The sequence below is a fragment of the Cupriavidus sp. 05N40 genome, assembly GCF_056397305.1.
Map to the genome: position 1 here is coordinate 24671 of NZ_JBFTND010000030.1, position 19094 is coordinate 43764.

18 protein-coding genes are annotated in these 19094 nt (G+C 68.1%); 16 read left to right on the plus strand and 2 right to left on the minus strand.

Annotated elements, in window-relative coordinates; genetic code table 11:
* The first annotated feature begins 158 nt into the window (after nucleotides 1–158).
* From AC1DO7_RS09395 to AC1DO7_RS09415, 5 genes are all read left to right on the plus strand, one after another.
* Complete coding sequence (locus tag AC1DO7_RS09395; RefSeq protein WP_441613517.1) at nucleotides 159–1070, plus strand: SDR family NAD(P)-dependent oxidoreductase; 912 nt, start codon at nucleotides 159–161, stop codon at nucleotides 1068–1070.
* A gap of 72 nt (nucleotides 1071–1142) precedes the next feature.
* On the plus strand, nucleotides 1143–2342 hold the full coding sequence (locus AC1DO7_RS09400; RefSeq protein ID WP_477116032.1) for an acyl-CoA dehydrogenase: 1200 nt from the start codon (nucleotides 1143–1145) through the stop codon (nucleotides 2340–2342).
* A gap of 15 nt (nucleotides 2343–2357) precedes the next feature.
* Nucleotides 2358–3524: an acyl-CoA dehydrogenase family protein gene (locus tag AC1DO7_RS09405; RefSeq protein ID WP_477116033.1), complete on the plus strand. Its 1167-nt coding sequence runs from the start codon at nucleotides 2358–2360 to the stop codon at nucleotides 3522–3524.
* Nucleotides 3521–3976, plus strand: coding sequence for a MaoC family dehydratase (locus AC1DO7_RS09410; RefSeq protein WP_477116034.1), 456 nt, complete (start codon nucleotides 3521–3523; stop codon nucleotides 3974–3976). The genes AC1DO7_RS09405 and AC1DO7_RS09410 overlap by 4 nt, the downstream gene beginning before the upstream one ends.
* 121 nt (nucleotides 3977–4097) lie before the next feature.
* Nucleotides 4098–5108 (plus strand): Bug family tripartite tricarboxylate transporter substrate binding protein, encoded by a 1011-nt coding sequence (locus AC1DO7_RS09415; protein WP_441613521.1) that lies wholly within the window; start codon nucleotides 4098–4100, stop codon nucleotides 5106–5108.
* A 104-nt stretch (nucleotides 5109–5212) separates the two neighbouring features.
* Here AC1DO7_RS09415 and AC1DO7_RS09420 read toward each other — a convergent pair whose 3' ends face one another.
* On the minus strand, nucleotides 5213–6415 hold the full coding sequence (locus AC1DO7_RS09420) for an acyl-CoA dehydrogenase (protein WP_441643425.1): 1203 nt from the start codon (nucleotides 6413–6415) through the stop codon (nucleotides 5213–5215).
* A gap of 270 nt (nucleotides 6416–6685) precedes the next feature.
* Here AC1DO7_RS09420 and AC1DO7_RS09425 point away from each other — a divergent pair, with 270 nt between their 5' ends.
* From AC1DO7_RS09425 to AC1DO7_RS09475, 11 genes are all read left to right on the plus strand, one after another.
* A complete protein-coding gene (locus AC1DO7_RS09425) occupies nucleotides 6686–7522 on the plus strand; it encodes an enoyl-CoA hydratase/isomerase family protein (protein WP_441613523.1) in 837 nt (278 codons plus the stop codon).
* Between the two features lie 456 nt (nucleotides 7523–7978).
* Nucleotides 7979–9154, plus strand: a complete 1176-nt coding sequence (locus AC1DO7_RS09430; RefSeq protein WP_441613524.1) for a porin — start codon at nucleotides 7979–7981, stop codon at nucleotides 9152–9154.
* A 308-nt stretch (nucleotides 9155–9462) separates the two neighbouring features.
* Nucleotides 9463–10710, plus strand: coding sequence for a CaiB/BaiF CoA transferase family protein (locus tag AC1DO7_RS09435; protein ID WP_441613525.1), 1248 nt, complete (start codon nucleotides 9463–9465; stop codon nucleotides 10708–10710).
* Between the two features lie 19 nt (nucleotides 10711–10729).
* The gene (locus AC1DO7_RS09440) at nucleotides 10730–11893 is read left to right on the plus strand and encodes an acyl-CoA dehydrogenase family protein (protein WP_441613526.1); all 1164 of its coding nucleotides are present in this window, start codon (nucleotides 10730–10732) and stop codon (nucleotides 11891–11893) included.
* A 13-nt stretch (nucleotides 11894–11906) separates the two neighbouring features.
* Nucleotides 11907–12926, plus strand: coding sequence for an acyl-CoA dehydrogenase family protein (locus AC1DO7_RS09445; protein WP_441613527.1), 1020 nt, complete (start codon nucleotides 11907–11909; stop codon nucleotides 12924–12926).
* A 26-nt stretch (nucleotides 12927–12952) separates the two neighbouring features.
* Nucleotides 12953–14137: an acetyl-CoA C-acyltransferase gene (locus tag AC1DO7_RS09450; protein WP_441613528.1), complete on the plus strand. Its 1185-nt coding sequence runs from the start codon at nucleotides 12953–12955 to the stop codon at nucleotides 14135–14137.
* Nucleotides 14138–14150: 13 nt separating this feature from the next.
* Nucleotides 14151–14921 carry an enoyl-CoA hydratase/isomerase family protein gene (locus tag AC1DO7_RS09455; RefSeq protein WP_441613529.1) on the plus strand — a complete coding sequence of 257 codons (771 nt, stop codon included), beginning with the start codon at nucleotides 14151–14153 and terminating at the stop codon, nucleotides 14919–14921.
* 23 nt (nucleotides 14922–14944) lie between these two features.
* A complete protein-coding gene (locus tag AC1DO7_RS09460; RefSeq protein WP_441613530.1) occupies nucleotides 14945–16084 on the plus strand; it encodes an acyl-CoA dehydrogenase family protein in 1140 nt (379 codons plus the stop codon).
* The gene (locus tag AC1DO7_RS09465) at nucleotides 16081–17064 is read left to right on the plus strand and encodes an acyl-CoA dehydrogenase family protein (RefSeq protein WP_477116035.1); all 984 of its coding nucleotides are present in this window, start codon (nucleotides 16081–16083) and stop codon (nucleotides 17062–17064) included. The genes AC1DO7_RS09460 and AC1DO7_RS09465 overlap by 4 nt, the downstream gene beginning before the upstream one ends.
* A 26-nt stretch (nucleotides 17065–17090) precedes the next feature.
* Nucleotides 17091–17861: an SDR family NAD(P)-dependent oxidoreductase gene (locus tag AC1DO7_RS09470; protein WP_441613532.1), complete on the plus strand. Its 771-nt coding sequence runs from the start codon at nucleotides 17091–17093 to the stop codon at nucleotides 17859–17861.
* Nucleotides 17862–17877: 16 nt separating this feature from the next.
* Nucleotides 17878–18069: a hypothetical protein gene (locus tag AC1DO7_RS09475; protein ID WP_441613533.1), complete on the plus strand. Its 192-nt coding sequence runs from the start codon at nucleotides 17878–17880 to the stop codon at nucleotides 18067–18069.
* A 9-nt stretch (nucleotides 18070–18078) separates the two neighbouring features.
* Here the strand turns inward: AC1DO7_RS09475 and AC1DO7_RS09480 are convergent, their stop codons facing one another.
* Nucleotides 18079–19002, minus strand: coding sequence for a LysR family transcriptional regulator (locus AC1DO7_RS09480; protein WP_477116036.1), 924 nt, complete (start codon nucleotides 19000–19002; stop codon nucleotides 18079–18081).
* Between the last annotated feature and the right edge of the window lie 92 nt (nucleotides 19003–19094).

Here is a 19094-nt window from a genome sequence, read left to right on the forward strand (position 1 = left end):
GGGCAGCGCTGTATCCCGCTCCATAAGCACCGTTCTGGAGCGCCCCCCGGGTTGGGGAGTGCTCGCCGGCGTGCCGGCCGCAATCATGTTCACCGAGGCAGCAACCCATCCAGCCTGCCGATAGCCTGAACAAATCGATCCATTCTGGAGTATCAAACATGAGCTTGCTCGAAGGGAAAGTCATCATCGTGACCGGCGCGGGTGCCGGCGTAGGCAAGGGGATTGCGCAGGAAGCCGCGCGCCAGGGCGCCCGGGTGATCGTCAACGACCTCGGCGTCAATATCGATGGCTCCGGCGGCAGCGCCGGACCGGCCCAGCAGGCCGTCGACGAGATCCGCGCGGCCGGCGGCGAGGCCGCCGCCAATACCGACAGCGTGGCCGACTGGGCCTCGGCGCAGAAGATCGTGCAACAGGCGCTGGACCTGTACGGCCGCGTCGACGGCGTGGTCAACAATGCCGGCAACCTGCGCGACATCATCTTCCACAAGATGAGCGAGGACGACTTCGACGCCGTGATCCGCGTGCACCTGAAGGGCAGCTGGAATGTCTCGCGCGCCGTCGCGCCGCACTTCAAGGCGCAGGAGGGCGGCGCCTTCGTGCACATGACCTCCACCTCCGGACTGATCGGCAACTTCGGCCAGGCCAACTACGCGGCGGCCAAGCTCGGCATCGTCGGCCTGTCCAAGTCCATCGCCGTGGACATGCAGAAGTTCAATGTGCGCTCGAACTGCATCGCGCCGTTCGCGTTCACGCGCATGGTCGGCAGCATCCCGACCAACACGCCGGAAGCGGCCGAGCGCATGAAGATCAATATGCGCCTCGAAGCCGGCAAGATCGCGCCGTTCACGCTCGCGCTGCTGACGGATCAGGCAAAGCAGGTTACCGGCCAGATCTTCGGCGTGCGCAACAACGAGGTCTACCTGTTCTCGCAGCCGCGCCCGATCCGCACCGCCCACAACAGCGAAGGCTGGACCGTGGAGTCGTGCGTGGAGCGCGCCATCCCGATGTTCGAGGGCTCGTTCTTCAAGCTGGACCTGTCGCGCGATGTGTTCGGCTGGGACCCGGTCTGACCACCAGCCCTGAAGCCGACGCGGCGGCAATCGCCCTGGCGGGCCTGCCAGCCGCGTCCGAGGAGACAAAGCATGGATTTTCAACGTGACCTGGGCCTGGAGGCCTTCCGCGAGCGGGTTCGCGCCTTCCTGCGCGAGAACCTGCCCGCCGGACTGAGCGGGCGCATCCGCATCGGCACGCGCTCGCCCAAGCCGGAGCTCACGCGCTGGCAGCGCATCCTGAACGAGAAGGGGTGGGGCGCGCCTTACTGGGCCACCGAGCATGGCGGCACCGGCTGGAGCGTGATGCAGCGCCTGGTATTCGACGAGGAATGCACGGCGGTCGGCGCGCCGTCGCAGGACACCGGCGCGCAGAAGCTGCTTGGCCCGGTGCTGAACGCTTTCGGCTCGCCCGAGCAGAAGGCCGAGCACCTGCCGCATATCTTCAGCGGCGCACGGCAGTGGTGCCAGGGCTTCTCCGAGCCGGGCTCCGGCTCCGACCTGGCATCGCTGCGCACCAGCGCCGTGCGCGACGGCGACCACTACGTGGTCAACGGCCAGAAGATCTGGACCAGCTACGCGCACCGCGCGGACTGGATCTTCCTGCTGGTGCGCACCGATACCGAGGTCAGGAAGCAGGCCGGCATCAGCTTCCTGCTGGTCGACATGAAGACGCCGGGCATCACCGTGCGCCCGATCGTCACCATCGATGGCTGCCACCACCTGAACGAGACCTTCTTCGACAACGTGCGCGTACCGGTGAAGAACCTGGTGGGCGCCGAGGGCGAAGGCTGGAAGATCACCAAGTTCCTGCTCAACAACGAACACGCCACCGCCGCCGACCTGCCGATGCTGCGCCGCTACCTGACGCAGATCCGCGCGCTGGCAACGCACCGCCATCCGGGCGGCAGCATGCTGCTGGAGCGCCATGAGTTTGCGCTGCAGCTGGCTCGCTTCGAGGCGGAGCTTGCCGCGATTGCCACGCTGGTGCAGCGCGTGGCGGCGCTCGAAGAGGACCACAGTCCCGCCGCGCATGCGATGGGATCGATCCTGAAGATCCGCGGCACCGAGCTGCAGCAGAAGATGAGCTGCTTCCTGTCCGAAGCGCTGGGGGATCACGGCGCCGTGGCATATCCGACGCCGCAGGACGGGGATGCCGCGGCGCCGCTGCCGGGCCAGGACGTCGCCCGCGGCATCACCAACGAGATGTTCTTCCGCCGTGCCTCGACGRTCTATGGCGGTACCAGTGAGGTGCAGCGTTCCATCATCGCAAAGTCAATGTTCCAACTCTGAAGGCACTGACCGATCATGAATTTCAATTTGACTGACGAACAGCGCTTGCTGCAGGACAGCGTGCGCCGCTTTGTCGACAGGGACTACGCCTTCGAGGCGCGCACGGCGCGGGTCAAGTCCGCCGAGACCTGCAACGCCCGGCACTGGGCGACCTTTGCCGACAACGGCTGGCTCGCGGCGGCGCTGCCGGAGGCGGCCGGGGGGCTGGGCGGCTCGATCATCGATACCGTGCTGATCGCCACTGAACTAGGCCGCGGCCTGGTGGTGGAGCCCTACCTCGGCAGCGCGGTGCTGGCGGCACAGACCCWGGCGGCGGCCGCCAGCCCCGCGCAGCTGGACGCCTTGGTGCCAGCGCTGGCGGACGGGTCGCGCCGCTTCGCACTGGCCTACAGCGAAGCGGAGTCGCGCGGTCTGCCGGAACCTGTGGCGATGCGCGCCGAACCGGCGCCCGGCGGCTACCACCTGCAGGGCACCAAGACGCTGGTGCTCGGGGGCGGCGATGCCGATGCCTTTATCGTGTCAGCGGTGCTGCCCGGCAAGTCCGGCTCGGTCGGGCTGTGCAGCCTGTTCCTGGTGCCGGCCGACGCTGCCGGCGTGCAGGCGGTGGCCTTGCCGCTGCATGACGGCAGCCGGGCCGCGGAGGTGACGTTCCGCCAGGTGTTCGTCCCGGCCGACGCGCTGCTCGGCGACGCCGGCGGCGCACAGGCTGCGCTGCGCCACGGCCTCACGCACGGCATCGCCGCGCTGTGCGCCGAGCTGATCGGCGGCATGGAGAAGACGATCGAGATCACGGCCGAGTACCTCAAGGTGCGCAAGCAGTTCGGCGTGCCCATCGGCAGTTTCCAGGCGCTGCAGCACCGCATGGCGGACATGGCAGCCGAACTCGAAGTGGCGCGCTCGATGCTGTACGCGCTGCTGGCCTCGATCGAGAACGACGGCGAGGCCGAGCTGGCCCGCACGGTGTCGCAGGCCAAAGCCCTGATCGGCCGCGCCGCGCGCTATGTCAGCGGGCAGGGCATCCAGCTGCACGGCGGCATCGGCATGACCGAGGAGTACACCGTGGGCCATTACTTCAAACGCGCTGTGGTGGCGGACGTGCTGTTCGGCAACGCAGACCTGCATGAGGCTTGCAACGCGCGCGCGCTGCAAGCATCCCTGGGCGAAGAGGAAACGCAAGCATGAAGATCTACGAGAACATCAGTGACCTGAAGCCGCTGGTCGGCGAATCCATCGGGACCAGCGAATGGCTGGTGCTGGAGCAGGATCGCATCAACCTGTTTGCCGATGCGACCGGCGATCACCAGTGGATCCACGTCGACACCGAACGTGCCAAGAGCGGGCCGTTCGGCGCGCCGATCGCGCACGGGTTCCTCACGCTGAGCCTGCTGCCGGCGTTTTCGCATACCGCCTACAAGATCAGGAACAGCAGCACCGGGGTCAACTACGGCCTGGACAAGGTGCGATTTCCCGCGCCGGTTCCGGTCGGCAGCCTGCTGCGCGCGCATTTCAGGCTGGTGTCGTTCGACCCGCTGGACAACGGTGGCGCGCAGCTCAAGCTGGAGATGCTCGTGGAGCGCGAAGGCGGCAGCAAGCCGGTCTGCATTGCGGAATCGATTTTGAGGCGGTATCCCTGAGCATCGGGCTGACGGACGGAACTTCGCGTCCTCCCAGCATGAAAACCGGCGCCCGTGCGGCGCCGTTTTTTCCTATAAGACCCGCTGCCCCGCGGGGCAGTACACACGAGGAGGAGACACCATGCACCATGGCATTTCACCGCTGCGACGCCGGATCCTGGCCGCCGCCGCCAGCGGCATGCTGGCGGCGCTCGCAACGCCGGCCGGCGCGCAGGCACAGCGCTACCCCGAGCACGTCATCAAGATCGTGTCCGTGGCGAGTCCTGGCACCGGCATCGATGACTACACCCGCCTGCTGGCGAAGTTCCTTGCCCAGAAGCTGGGGCAGAGCGTAGTGGTGGAGAACCGGCCCGGCGCCAACATGATCATTGCCAGTGACTATGTGGCCAAGGCGGCGCCGGACGGCTACACGCTGCTGCTGACCGCATCCAGCGCGATGTCGGCCAACCCCTATCTCTTCAAGCAACTGCCGTACAACCCCGGCAAGGACTTTGTCCCGGTCGCGCGGATGTCGTCGTTGCCGGTCGCGCTGGTGGTGGGCGCAAGTGCGCCGTACAAGTCGGTGACGGAGCTCGTCAACGCGGCACGCGCCCGGCCCGGCAAGCTCAACGGCGCCAGCAGCAGCACCGGCTACCGGCTGATGGCGGCGGCGTTCGCGGAGGCGGCGGGCATCAAGACGACGGATGTGCCCTACAAGGCGACCGCGACACTGTTGCCTGACCTGATCGGCGGCAACGTGGATTTCGCCATGGTCGAGTTCACGGCGGCGATGCCGCTGATCCAGTCGAACAAGCTGCGTGCGCTGGCCGTGCTCAGTCCGCGGCGCGTCACGCTGATGCCGGATGTGCCGACCTTGTCCGAAGCCGGCATGCAGAACAGCCCGGTGGTGGAGGCGGTGTCGCGCATCAACTGGAGCGGGCTGTTCGCCCCTGCGGGCACGCCGGCGCCGATCGTGGACAGGCTTGCCAGGCTTACGCTGGAGTTCGTCGCCTCGCCGGAGGCGATGACGCACTATGCCAGCCGCGGCAGCCTGCCCAACCCCGGCACCGGGGCCGAGCTGGGCAAGTCCGTGGTGGCGGACCAGCGGACGTGGAAGCAACTGATCGCAGCGGCCGGCATGCAGCCCGAATAGCCGTTCCCGCCAACGGCCGCCTTCCCGGCCTTCCAGCGCATTGCGCGCTGTTCGCAGGAGTCCTTCGGGCGGCATGCCGAAGGACTCCTTTGCCTTGTGCGGCGTCAGAAACTGAACAGCGACCTGGCGATGATGGAGCGCTGGACTTCGCTGGTGCCGCCGTAGATGGTGGTGGCGCGGCGGAAGAACATCTCGGCGGCCATGCCCTGCGCGGTGTGCGCCATGGGCAGCGGCGGCCGCCGTGCATCCGCTTCGGCGTGGGTGCCCGGATACGCGACGGCACCGTGATCGCCCAGCGTTTCGACGAGGAACTCGCTCATCCGTTGCTGCAGTTCGGTGCCGCGGATCTTCAGCATGGAGCCCATCGCATGGGCCGCCGGGCTGTGGTCCTGCTCCATCGCCGCCACGCGCTGGACCATGATGGTGATGGCTTTTAGCTCGGCCTCATAGCGTGCCAGGCGCAGCAGGAACGCGTGCCGGCCGGCCAGCGTCGCGCCGCCTGCCCGCGCGGTGTGCGACAGCGACCGGATCTGGCCCTGCAGGCGCCGCAGCGTGGGCAGGTCGGCGGTGGAGGCGTGTTCGTTGTTGAGGAGGAACTTGGTGATCTTCCAGCCTTCGCCTTCGGCGCCCACCAGGTTCTTCACCGGCACGCGCACGTTGTCGAAGAAGGTCTCGTTCAGGTGGTGGCAGCCGTCGATGCTGATGATCGGACGCACGGTGATGCCCGGCGTCTTCATGTCGACCAGCAGGAAGCTGATGCCGGCCTGCTTCCTGGCGCTGGCATCGGTGCGCACCAGCAGGAAGATCCAGTCCGCATGATGGGCATAGCTGGTCCAGATCTTCTGGCCGTTGACCACGTAGTGCTCTGCGTCGCGCACGGCGCTGGTGCGCAGCGATGCCAGGTCGGAGCCGGAACCCGGTTCGGAGAAGCCCTGGCACCAGAGGCGCTCGCCGCTGAAGATCGGCGGGAGGTGCTCGGCCTTCTGCTCCGGCGTGGCGAAATGGTTCAGCACCGGGCCCACCAGCTTCTGCGCGAACGAATCCTGCGAAGGGGCGCCGGCCGCTGCGCATTCCTCGTCGAATACCAGGCGCTGCGGCACGCTCCAGCCGGTGCCGCCATGCTCGTTCGCCCAGTAGGGCGCACCCCAGCCCTGGGCAGCGAGGATGCGCTGCCAGCGCACCACGTCTGCACGTGGCGAGCGCAGGCCGTCCTTGCGGCGCGGCAGGTCGGCCGGCAGGTGATGGCGCAGGAAGCCGCGCACCTCCTGGCGGAACGCATCGAGATTGGGGTCGGGGGCAAAGTTCATGAAGGCTCTCCAGTGGATCGGCGGCCCGCGGGGCTCGCCTGCATTTCCGATGCCTTCCACATTAAGCGGGAGCCGCTCCGGCATCGCCCCCCACCACTGGGGGCGATGCGCGCGCATAGGCGCCGGTTCATCGGCAACGCGCGCCTGGCCCCCTTTGATGAGGGGGGCGGTGCGGCGGTGCGGCGCGCCACACTGCTGGCATGGGCTACACGGCGCGCGCGCGCTGCCGGCGAGCCGCGCGCTTATCCACTCCCCGGAGGACACACGACGATGCAGGCCCAGCAGATCCCATTGCGCCACAGCCACCTGGCCATTGACGACGGCGTGGCGGTATTCACGCACCAGCGTCCGGCGTCGCGCAACGCCCTGACGCTGCAGATGCGCCAGGATTATCACGACATGCTCGACCGCGTGGAGGATGACCGCAGCATTCGCGCACTGATCCTGACCGGCTCCGGCGGCAGCTTCTGCGCGGGCGGGGACCTGAAATCGATCCAGGCGATCTTCTCCAGCCCCGACCCCTCGGCGCGCGCACCGGAGGCGATGCGCCGTCGGCTGCAGGACATCCACAAATGGCTGCGGCGGCTGCGCGACCTCGAGATCCCCGTGATCGCGGCGGTGGACGGGCCGGCCGCGGGCGCGGGCTTTTCGCTGGCCCTGGCGGCGGATTTCGTGCTGGCGTCGGAGCGCGCTTCGTTCTGCATGTCGTTCGCCAAGGTCGGATTGCTGCCCGACATGGGTTCGCTCTATGCGCTGCCGCGGGCCGTGGGGATGATGCTGGCCAAGGAACTGATGTTCACCGGGCGGCGCCTTGCAGTGACCGATGCGCAGCGCTGCGGCATCGTGCATGCGGTCCATCCGGCCGACCAGCTCGACGCGCAGGCGCGCCGGTTCGCGCAGCGCTTCGTGGACGCGCCGCAGGAAGCGCTGGCGCTGATGAAGCGCGCGCTCAACCGGACTTTCGAAAGTTCCTACGACACCTTGCTCGACCTGGAATGCCAGGCGCAGGCGCTGGCGTCGGCGGTGCCGTACTACGCCGAGGCGGTGGACGCGTTCCTGCAGGGCAAGCCGGCGCGCTTCGACTGGGATCGCGATACGCGTGCCTGATGGGCGCGCGGCCGGCGCTTGCGCATCAAACCGACCATAAGGCCGCGCCGTGTCGGCGCATATCTGCCCGCTGCCGGCGGCCCGTTTCGCGAGAGATGGTGTGTAAGCCGGCGCGGGCGCGGTTCGCAGCGCCGCAACCAGGCTGTCTCCACGCCCGTCACGGTCAAATGTGGCGGGGTGTTCGCTCCGGCGTGATGCCGGAGCTTTTTTTTGCCCATGGCCGGCGCCCTGGCCTTCCGCCCGCCGGTTTTGTCGCCCCTCGACATGAGGGGGGGGTGTGGGGAGGGCCAACGCCTCCCGACAGGGGGGCGCTAGTTGTCCCTGCAGTGTTCTCCTTGCAAGTGCGCACACGGCARGYCGTTGTGCGCCGCGCTTCAGGAGGAGGCGTGGCCCGCACCAGACGGGGCGCGGCAGGCTTGCGTCTGGCGCAGATGACTTATATGGAGAAGACAAGAGATGAAGAAGACAATTTTCGCCCTGGCGGCCCTTGGCGCCCTTGGCGGATTTAGTGCGGGAGCGCGGGCGGATTCGAGCGTGACGCTGTACGGCGTGATCGACGGCTCTATCGAATACGTCAATCGCGTCGCGTCTGCGCAGCCTACGGTCGTGAACGGACAACCCGTCTCTGCCACCACTGGCGGCAGCCGTGTGTCGATGCCAACGCTGGGTGGCCTTTCGCCATCGCGCTGGGGCTTGCGCGGTATCGAGGATCTCGGTGCCGGCAATAGCGCCATATTCGTGCTGGAAGACGGCTTCGCCCCGGATACCGGCGTCGCGCAATCAGGTCGGCTGTTCGGACGCCAGGCCTTCGTCGGACTGCAGAACAGCGCTTACGGCAAACTGATGCTGGGCCGCCAGTACACGTCCTTCTTCGAGGGCATGGCCAACTTCGCGCCGATGCGTTTCGCCACGACTTATGAACCGGTGGCGTGGCAGCTCGGCACCAACTACCGTGAAGACAATGTGGTCAAGTACGTCGGCCAGTTCGGCCCGCTGCAGGCCGCGGCGCACTATTCGTTCGGCGTAGGCGTGCCGGCGATCGGCTCGACGCCGCTGGCCAACAGCGGCAGCGGCGAAACCCCGGGATCGTTCCGCGACAACAATGGCTACGGCGCTTCGCTGACCTACCTGAGCAACGGCTTCGGCGCCACCATCGCCTATGACCAGTGGCATCCGACGGTGACCTCCGGCCAGCAAGGCAACAGCCGCAAGGCAGGCGGTGCGGTGAGCTACGCCACCGGCCCGTTCAAGGCGATGATGGGCTACCGCTGGGCCAAGGTGGACTTCGCCAACGGCAATACGCTGGCGCGCGACGACTACTACTGGACTGGCGTCAACTACCAGGCTACCAGCGCACTGGGCCTGTCGCTGGCCTACTACTACGCCGACTTCAAGCGCCTCAGCCTGGGCCCGACCGCAGCCGCCAGCAATCCGGCCAATCCGTGGCAGGTCTCGTTCCTGGCTGACTACAGCCTGTCCAAGCGCACCGATGTCTATGTGTCTGTGGCCTACTCGCGCAATGCGGGCCTGAACTTCGATTCGTCGCAGACGCTGTTCCTGTACGGCTATCCGATGATGGCCGGGCAGAAGGGCATGGTCGGTGTGACCACAGGCATTCGTCACGTCTTCTGACGGCTCCTGGCGGCCACATGCAGTAACGGCGGGGAACCTGCGACAGCGGCGTTTCCCGCGCTTATCCGGCGGCGCCGTCCGGCGCCGCGCCTGACATCGCGAGCATCAAGGAGCGCGAATTTCAGCATGCCTTGCCACCGCGCCCGGCCTTGGCGGGTGCCGATACAAGCCATGTATTGAGCGACATACACAAAGTATTTTTCTCGGGGTCCGTGCTTCCGTAGCATGTCCTTCAACACGATCCAAGGAGGCATGATGACTCTCACCGCATTCCATTCTTCCGCCGCCACGCGGGCGGGGAGCCCCGCATGAGCGGCCCGTTGCAGGGTGTGCGCATCGTCGACATGACGACGGTGCTGATGGGCCCCTACGCCACGCAGATCCTGGGCGACCTTGGCGCCGACGTGATCAAGGTCGAGCCGCCGGACGGCGATACCGTGCGCGACGTCGGCCCGCGCCGCCACGCCGGCATGTCGGGCATCTTCCTGCATGCCAACCGCAGCAAGCGCAGCATCGTGCTGGACCTGAAGACGCCGGCCGGGCGCGAGGCGCTGCTGCGCATCGCCGCCGACGCCGACGTGCTGATCTACAACGTGCGCCCGCAGGCGATGGCACGGCTGAACCTGAGCTACCAGGAAGTGGCGAAGGTCAACCCGCGCATCCTGTACGTGGGCCTGTACGGCTACGGCCAGGGCGGCCCGTACGCGGCCAAGTCCGCCTACGACGACCTGATCCAGGGCGCGGTGGCGATCCCGACGCTGGCCAGGCTGGCCGGCAGCGACGTGCCGCGCTACGCGCCCAGCGCGATCGCCGACCGCATCGTCGGCCTGGCGGCGGTCAATGCGGTCACCGCCGGGCTTTATCACCGCGAGCGCACCGGCGAAGGCCAGTCGATCGACGTGCCCATGTTCGAAACCATGGCGCAGTTCATCCTGGGCGACCACATGGGCGGCCTGACCTTCGAGCCGCCCATCGGCCCCAGCGGCTATTCGCGCATTCTCAACGAGCACCGCCGTCCGTACCGGACGCAGGACGGCTACCTGTGCGTGCTGCTCTACAACGACAAGCAGTGGCGCAAGTTCCTGGCGCTGATCGGCCAGCCCGACCTGATGGACAGCGATCCGCGCTTCAGTTCCATCGTCGAGCGCAACAAGCATATCCATGCGCTGTATCGCATGGTGGCGGAAGTCATGCCCACGCGGACCACCGCGGAGTGGATCACGGTGCTGGAAGCCGCCGACATGCCGGTGATGCAGCTGCATACGGTGGATTCGCTGATGGCGGATCCGCACCTTGACGCGGTCGGCTTCTTCGATGTCGTCGAGCACCCCAGCGAAGGTGCGATCCGCTCGATGGCGATCCCGTCGCAATGGTCCAGGTCGCAGCCGCGCGTCACGCGCCAGGCGCCGCGCCTGGGCGAACACAGCGCGCAAGTGCTTGCCGAGGCCGGCTACAGCCAGGAACAGATCCGCGCGCTGGCCAGCCAGGGCGCCACGCGCCTTGCCGGGGAGGCCGCCGACGCCGGCGCGCCGGCCGCCGCATCCGTGAATCCCTGAAATCAAACCGGGAGCTACATTGAACTCGACCCACGATTCCCTTCCGCTCGTCAGCATCCCGCCCGAGGATGAGGCGCTGCGGACACCCATCCGCGAATTCCTGCAGGCTGCATTGCGCGACGTGCCGGCACCCGTGCGCGCGCGCACCTGGATGGGCTTTGACGCCAGATTCAGCCGGGCCCTCGGAGAGCAGGGCTGGATCGGCCTGGCGCTGCCGCCCGAGTACGGCGGCGCCGGCCGCAGCGCCTTTGCCCGCTTCGTGCTGGTGGAAGAACTGATCGCCGCCGGCGCGCCGGTATCCGCGCACTGGTTCGCCGACCGCCAGACCGCGCCGCTGATGCTGCGCTACGGCAGCGAAGCGCAGAAGCAGTTCTTCCTGCCGAAGCTGATCCGCGGCGAGATCTTTATCTGCATCGGCATGAGCGAGCCGGACACGGGCTCCGACCTGTCCTCGGTGCGCACCCGCGCGGTTCGCACCGAGACCGGCTGGCGCCTGAACGGCCGCAAGGTCTGGACGACCAATGCCCACCGCGCGCAATACATGTGCGCGCTGGTGCGCACCTCGGGCCAGCATGGCGACCGCCACAAGGGCCTGTCGCAGGTGCTGATCGACCTGAGCCTGCCCGGCATCACCGCGCGCCCGATCCGCGACCTGGCCGGTGACGGCCACTTCTGCGAGGTGGTGTTCGAGGACGTGGACCTGCCCGCGGATGCGCTGGTGGGCGAAGAGGGCTCGGGCTGGAAGCAGGTGACCTCGGAGCTGGCCTTCGAGCGCAGCGGCCCGGAGCGCATCCTGACCAGCCTGATGCTGGCCGAGACCTGGCTGGCCGAGGTGAAGGCATCCGGCCTGCCGGTGCCGGACTCGGTCAAGGCGATCGCCGGACGTATCGCGGGCCGCATGGCGGTACTGCGGGCGATGTCGCTGGCCGTGGCCGACCGGCTCGACAAGGGCGAGAACCCGGAGATCGATGCGTCGTATGTCAAGGACCTCGGCACGGAGTTCGAGCAGGCCGTGCCCGGCTGGATCAGCGAAGCGATGGAGCAGATGCCCGCTTTCCATCCGTCCGAAGACCTGTTGCGTGCGCATGCCTATATCACGCAGCTTTGCCCGAGCTTCTCCCTGCGCGGCGGCACGCGCCAGATCCTGCGCGGCATCATCGCGCGCTCCCTCGGACTTCGCTGAGACGACACACACCATGACTGATTCCCTGATCGAAGGCTTCGAGCGCGCGCTGACCGGCCTGTGCTCGGACGAACAAGTGCGGCGCAGCGAGTCCGGCGAGGGCGCCGACGCGCAATGGGCCGCCATCGATGCGCTCGGTTACACCGACGCGCTCGTGCCCGCGGAGCTGGACGGGGCGGGCCTGTCGCTGACTGACGCATTTCCGCTGTTCCTGGCCGCCGGCCGCGCCGGCCTGAGCCATCCGTTCGCCGAGACGGCGATCGCTCGCGCCATCCTGGCAAGCGCCGGGCATGAGCGCGCGGGCGAGTGCATCGCCGTGGCCCCTGCGCTGGCGCTGGCGGGCGATGCCATCGTCTGCCGCGAAGTGCCGGGTGGCGCGCTGGCGCACCAGGTGCTGGTTGGCTGGCGCGGCGAGTGGCTGCTGATGCCGCGCGCGCTGGCGCATGCCACGCCCGGGGCCTACCGTGCGCAAGCATCGGCCACGCTGCGCTGGGAGTCGGCGGCACAGGCCATCCGCCGCATGCCGGCTGGCGCGGCGGACGTGGTGGCCATCTGCAACGTCGTGCATGCCGCGGGCATGGCCGGCGCCATGGCGCGCATCCAGGCCATGAGCATCGAATACGTCAACAACCGCCAGCAGTTCGGCCGCGCGATCTCGCAGTTCCAGGCGATGCAGCAGGAACTCAGCGTGCTGGCCGAGCAGGCCAACGCGTCGAGCTTCGGCGCGCGCCTGGGCTGCGCCGCCGACGGCTACCTGCCGCGCCCGCTGCTGGCGGCCACCGCCAAGCTGCGCTGCAGCGAGGCGGCCACCCGTGTCGCCGCCATCGCGCACGCGGTGCACGGTGCCATCGGCATCACCGAGGAACTCGCGCTTGGCCTGTTCACGCGGCGGCTGCATGAATGGCGTGCCTGCGCGGGCACGGAAACCGCCTGCGCCACGGCACTCGGCGATGCGCTGTTCGCGCGGCCGAACGGCACCGGCCAGGAGATCCTGGACTTCGTGCGGCTGCAACTGGCGCCTGCCGCAGCCTGACCCCTTGATTTGCTGGAACCCCTGACATGCAGAAAACTGATTCCATCGTGATCGTCGGCGCGAAGCGCACGCCCATCGGGGCGTTCAACGGCGCACTGGCGCAGTACACGGCACCGCAACTGGGCGCCGTGGCCATCCGCGCTGCCGTGGCTGAGGCGGGCGTCGACCCGCCCTCGGTCGACGAGGCCCTGATGGGCTGCTGCCTGTTCGCCGGCCTGGGCCAGGCGCCGGCGCGCCAGGCCGTGCTCGGCGCGGGCCTGCCGGTCTCCACGCCGGCCACCACGCTCAGCAAGATGTGCGGCTCGGGCATGAAGGCCGTCATGCTGGCGCACGACCTGCTGCTGGCCGGCACCTGTTCGGTGGCGGTGGCGGGTGGCATGGAGTCCATGACCAACGCCCCCTATATCGTGCCGCGCGGGCGCCAGGGATATCGCCTCGGACATGGCCAGCTCCTTGACCATATGTACTGCGACGGCCTGGAGGATGCCTACGAAGGCCACCTGATGGGCTATTACGCCGATCTCTCGGCGCAGGAGCGCGGCATTGGCCGCGAAGCGCAGGACGCCTATGCCCGTGAAAGCCTGCTGCGCTCCCAGCGTGCCGTGCAGGAAGGCACGTTCGACCACGAGACCACCCCGCTTACGCTCAAGCGCAAAGGCGACGAGACGCTGTTCACCCGGGACGAGACGCCCGGCCAGTGCGACGCCGCCAGGCTGCCGAAGCTCAAGGCCGTATTCCGCAAGGAAGGCACCGTGACCGCCGGCAACGCGTCGTCGATCTCCGACGGCGCCGCCGCGCTGGTGCTGATGCGCGAAAGCGATGCACTGCGCCAGGGCCTGGCCCCGCTCGCGCGCATCGTCGGCCACGCCACGCATGCCCAGGCGCCGCAGCAGTTCGTGGATGCGCCGGCCGCCGCCATGCGCCGTCTGCTGGACAAGGCCGGCTGGAGCGCGCAGGACGTCGATCTCTACGAGGTCAACGAAGCCTTTGCCGTGGTGACCCTGGTCACGCTGCAGGAACTTGGCATTTCGCATGACCGGCTCAACGTCAACGGCGGCGCCTGCGCACTGGGCCACCCGGTCGGCGCCACCGGCGCGCGGCTGCTGGTGACGCTGCTCCACGCGCTGCGCCAGCGCGGCCTGCGCCGCGGCATGGCCAGCCTGTGCCTGGGCGGTGGCGAGGCCACGGCGGTGGCGATCGAGCTGTGCTGAACGGAGCCCGCCGATGAGCCATCTGCATGAACTTCGCGGCGCCGTGGGCTGGCTGACCCTGGACCGGCCCGCCGCCATGAACAGCCTGAGCCGCGAGCTGATGCGCGGGCTGGACGCCCAACTGCGCTTGTGGCGGGACGATCCCGCCGTGCGCGTGGTTGTACTGACTGCCAATGGCCGTGCCTTCTGCGCCGGCGCGGACCTGAAGGAAGTGTCGGCGCCGGTAGCCGCCGGCGAGGCCGACTTCATCGACGTGGCAACGGCATTCTTTGCCACGCTGCGCACGTTCCCGAAACCCGTCATTGCCGCGGTCAACGGTCTGGCGGTGGCGGGCGGGCTGGAGCTGGTGCTGGCCTGCGACCTGGTGGTGGCGGCCGAGTCGGCGCGCCTGGGCGACGCCCATGCCAACTTCGGCGTGTTTCCCGGCGCCGGCGGCGCGGCCGTGTTGCCGCGCAAGCTGCCGGTCAACGTGGCCCGCTACCTGCTGTTCACGGGCCGCACGTTCACGGCGGCGCAGATGGAGCGCCACGGGCTGGTCAATGAAGTGGTAGCCGACAGCGAGCTGGCGCAGTGCGCCCAGGCCCTGGCCGCAGAGCTGGCAGGCCGCAGCCCGCTGGTGCTGGCGCGCATGAAGCGGGTGGCGGCGGAGGCCGCCGACAAGGCCCTGGCCGACGCCTTGCGACATGAACTGCTGGAGTTCCGCGACCACCAGCGCTCCCACGACATGCAGGAGGGCCTGCGCGCCTTCGCGGACAAGCGCACGCCTGTTTTCAAGGGGTGCTGAGCCCCACCAACCGAAGGACAACCATGGACCTGCTCTATTCCGAGCAACACAAGGCGTTCCGGCAGGAGATCCGCGACTTTATCGCCGAGAACCTGCCCGACGACATGCGCCAGCGCCTGCGGGCGGGCGGCTTCGCCTCCAAGGCGGACACCGAACTGTGGCAGCGCAGGCTGAACGCGCGCGGCTGGGGCGCGCCCGCATGGCCAACGGCCTTTGGCGGTGCAGGCTGGGACGCAGCGCAGCAGCAGATCTTCGCCGACGAATGCGCCTGCGCACCGGTGCCGCCGCCGCATATCTTCAATATCACCATGCTGGGCCCGGTGCTGGTCCACTTCGGAAGCGACGCGCAGCGCGAGTACTTCCTGCCCAGGCTGCTGAACGCCGACATCCAGGTCTGCCAGGGCTTCTCGGAGCCGGGCTCCGGTTCGGACCTGGCCTCGCTGAAGACGCGCGCCGAGCGCACGGCGGACGGCTACCTGGTCAATGGCCAGAAGATCTGGACCAGCCAGGCGCACTACTCGGACTGGATCTTCTGCCTGGTGCGCACCGACCCGGACGCCGCCAAGCCGCAGGCCGGCATCTCCTTCATCCTGGTCGACCTGAAGTCGCCCGGCATCACCGTGCGGCCCATCATCAGCATCGACGGCCGCCACAGCCTGAACGAAGTGTTCTTCGACAACGTGCTGGTGCCGGCCGGGAACCTGGTCGGTGAGGAGAACAAGGGCTGGGACTATGCCAAGTTCCTGCTCGGCCATGAGCGCGCCTATATTGCCGGCATCGGCCGCAGCAAGGAGCGCGTGGCCTATGCCAGGGACCTGCTGGCGCGCCTGCAAGCCGAAGGCCGGCCAGCCGGGATGCTGGCGCCATGGCGAGGCCGTATCGCGATGATCGAGGCAGATCTGCACGCGCTGGAGGTGACCCAGTTCCGCATGCACGGCGGCCACGCCGACATGAAGCTGTCGCCGATGCTGAAAGTGCGCGGCAGCGAGATCTTCCAGGCCATCACCGACGTGATCTGCCTCATGAGCGGCACCGACGCCTTGCGCGCGGACACCGGCACGCTTGCCAGGTCCTTCCTGTACTCGCGTGCCGTCTCGATCTTCGGCGGCAGCACCGAGGTGCAGAAGAACATTCTTTCCGCCACTGTCCTGGATCTGCGATGAACCTGCAACGGAACGACGTCCAGCAGCAGTTGCTGGACAGCCTGACGCGGCTGCTGGGCCGCGAGTATTCCTTCGAAAAGCGCCAGCAGTACGTGGCACACGATGACGGGCACGGCGCCCGGGCCTGGCGCTCGCTGGCGGACCTTGGCGTGCTGGGTGCGGCGATTCCCGAGGAATTCGGTGGCTTCGGCGGCGATGCGGTCGACCAGATGCTGGTCTYGCGGGAACTGGGAAGCTGTCTGTCGCTGGAGCCGTACCACGGGACCGCTGTGATGGCGGCCGCCGCGCTTGCCGCGGCAGGGTCCGGTGCGCAAAAGGCCCGGCTGCTGCCCCGCATCGCCCAAGGCGAGCTGAAGGTGGCGTGGGCCCACGGCGAGGCCGTACCGGGACGCGTGGCCGTGCAAGCTGCCGCCGGCGTGGAAGGCTGGGTGCAGCGCGACGGCTACCGCCTGATCGACGGCACGCCGGCTGCCGACGTGCGGCTCGATGGCGCCCATGCCGAACTGCTCGACGCCGACGCCGGCAGTGCCGTCATCGATCGGGTACTGGCGCCTGGCATCAACGCTGCCTGCGCCGAAATGGTCGGTGCCATGCAAGGCGCGTATGCGCTGACGGTCGACTATCTCAGGACGCGCAAGCAGTTCGGCAAGCTGATCGGCTCGAACCAGGCATTGCAGCACCGCGCGGTGGACATGCTGGTGGCGCTGGAGCAGAGCCGCAGCCTGTCGCTTTCGCTGGCCCTGGCGCTGGCCGGTCGCAACGACCTGGCCACGGGCGCGGAGCAGGCGCATGCCGCCAAGGCCTATATCGGCCAGGCGGCACGCCAGGTCACGCAGGAAGCCATCCAGATGCATGGCGGCATCGGCATGACCGAGGAATACGCCGTCGGGCACTACCTGCGCCGCGTGCTGGTGCTGGACCAGCTGCACGGCGACACCCAATACCATCTCGGCTGCCTGGAAGGCCGCCGGCACCATTGAACCTGTTGGAAATCGAGGAGAACACCATGTCGGATCTCATGTCCCTGAAAGGGAAAGTCATCATCGTCACCGGCGCCGCGCAAGGCGTGGGCAAGGCCACGGCCGAACTGGCACTGCAGCTTGGCGCGAAGGTCGGCCTGGTCGACATGAAGCGCGAGGCGCTGCAGGAGATCAGCGCGCGCTACCCTGACCATACGGTTGCCTACGCGGGCAGCGTGTCGGACGCCGACTTCGTCGCGTCGTCGATGGAGCACGCGTTGTCGCACTTCGGCAAGGTGGACGGGCTGGTCAACTGCGCCGGCATCGTGCGCGCGGCGATGATCGAGAACATGACGCTGTCGACCTGGAACGAGGTCATCGACTGCCACCTGACCGGCTCCTTCCTGTGGCTGCAGGCGGTGGGCGCGCACCTGGTGGAACGCGCCAAGAAGGGAGAGAGCGTCAAGGGATCGATCGTCAATATCTCGTCCGAAGCCGGGCGCCGCGGCTCGATCGGCCAGATCAACTATGCCAGCGCCAAGGCCGGCATGCTGGGCATGACCATGAGCGCCGCGCGCGAATGGGGCAAGTACGGCGTGCGTACCAATTCGGTCTGCCTGGGCGTGGTGGAAACGCCGATGACCGAGACCATTCGTGGCGACCGCTTCCGCGATGGCATCCTGTCGATGATCCCGATGGGCCGCTGGGCGCAGCCCGAGGAAGTGGCGCAGCCGATCTGCTTCCTGCTGTCCGACGCGTCGTCGTACATTCTTGGCCAGCACCTTGGCGTAAACGGCGGGTATCACCTGGCGAGCTGAGCGCCGGCTCCGGGCGGTGCCGGGCCCTCACGCCCGGCACGCCCGTCACACCCGGCATGCCCGGCACTTCGCCTACCCCGGTGCCGCGCGCAATCCCTGCGACCTGCCGGCACAGGCGGCCAGCAACCTCGATGCGTCTGTCCAGTGCGGCGATGCGTTCTTCGCCGATCCGGCCTACGGCGCCGCGATCGTGCCGCAGGCGGAATAAAGGCAAGGATCAGGACTCGCCCGGCGCATGCGCATCGGGCGGCTCGGGCATGATCTCGCGCGCAATGGCAACGAAGTTGCGCGTGGTGGCGTTGACGGTATCCGGCAGCGTCACCAGCGCAATCCCGAGGTTCAGCCTGGGCGGCATGCCGGTCAGCTGAACCAGCTTCACTCCGTCGCCGGCCTGCCTGGCTGCCGCGGCGGGAACCAGTGCCACGCCCAGGCCGCTTTCCACCAGTGCCAGGATCGATGGCACCTGCACTGCCTCCTGTGCGATAGGAGGCTGGATGCCCGCTTCATGGAAGGCCATCATCGTCATCGAATACATGGCCGGCACGAAGGTCCGCGAATACACGATAAACGGGGTGGCGCCGAGCTCCGCCAGACTCACCGCTTCGCACGCGGCCAGCGGCGAGTCTGCGCTGACGGCAAGCACCATCGGGTYGGGCTGCAGCAGCAATACGCTGGCGCCGGTTCGCTCCAGGACGGGGTAGCGCACCAGCGCCACGTCCAGCGAGTGTTCGTCCAGCCGGCGCAGCAGCTCGACGGTGGTGGATTCCTCGATCACCAGGTCGACGCGCGGATACCGCAGGCGGAAGGTGCGGATCAGCCGTGGCATCAGCGAGTACACCGCGGAGCCGACGAAGCCCACGCGCAGCTTGCCCTGCTCGCCACGCTCGCCCTCGCTGGCGGCACGGCGAATCTCGTCGGCGAAAAAGAGCGTGTTGCGCATCTGGCGTAGCACGGTTTCACCCACGGGTGTCAGGCGCAGGCCGGATGGCAGGCGCTCGAACAGGGTCACCCCGAGTTCTTCTTCCAGCTTGCGGATGGCGGTGGACAGGGGCGGCTGCGCCATGTGCAGCCGCTCGGCGGCACGGTGGAAATTGAGCGTTTCGCTCAGCACCAGCGCCTGTTTGATCTGTCGGAGGTCCATGCGATGAGACGGGTGGGGCGCGGCACCATCGCCGCGCGGCCAACTATGCGCGAAGGCGGGGCAATGCGCAATCCGGCATTGCCCCGTGCGCG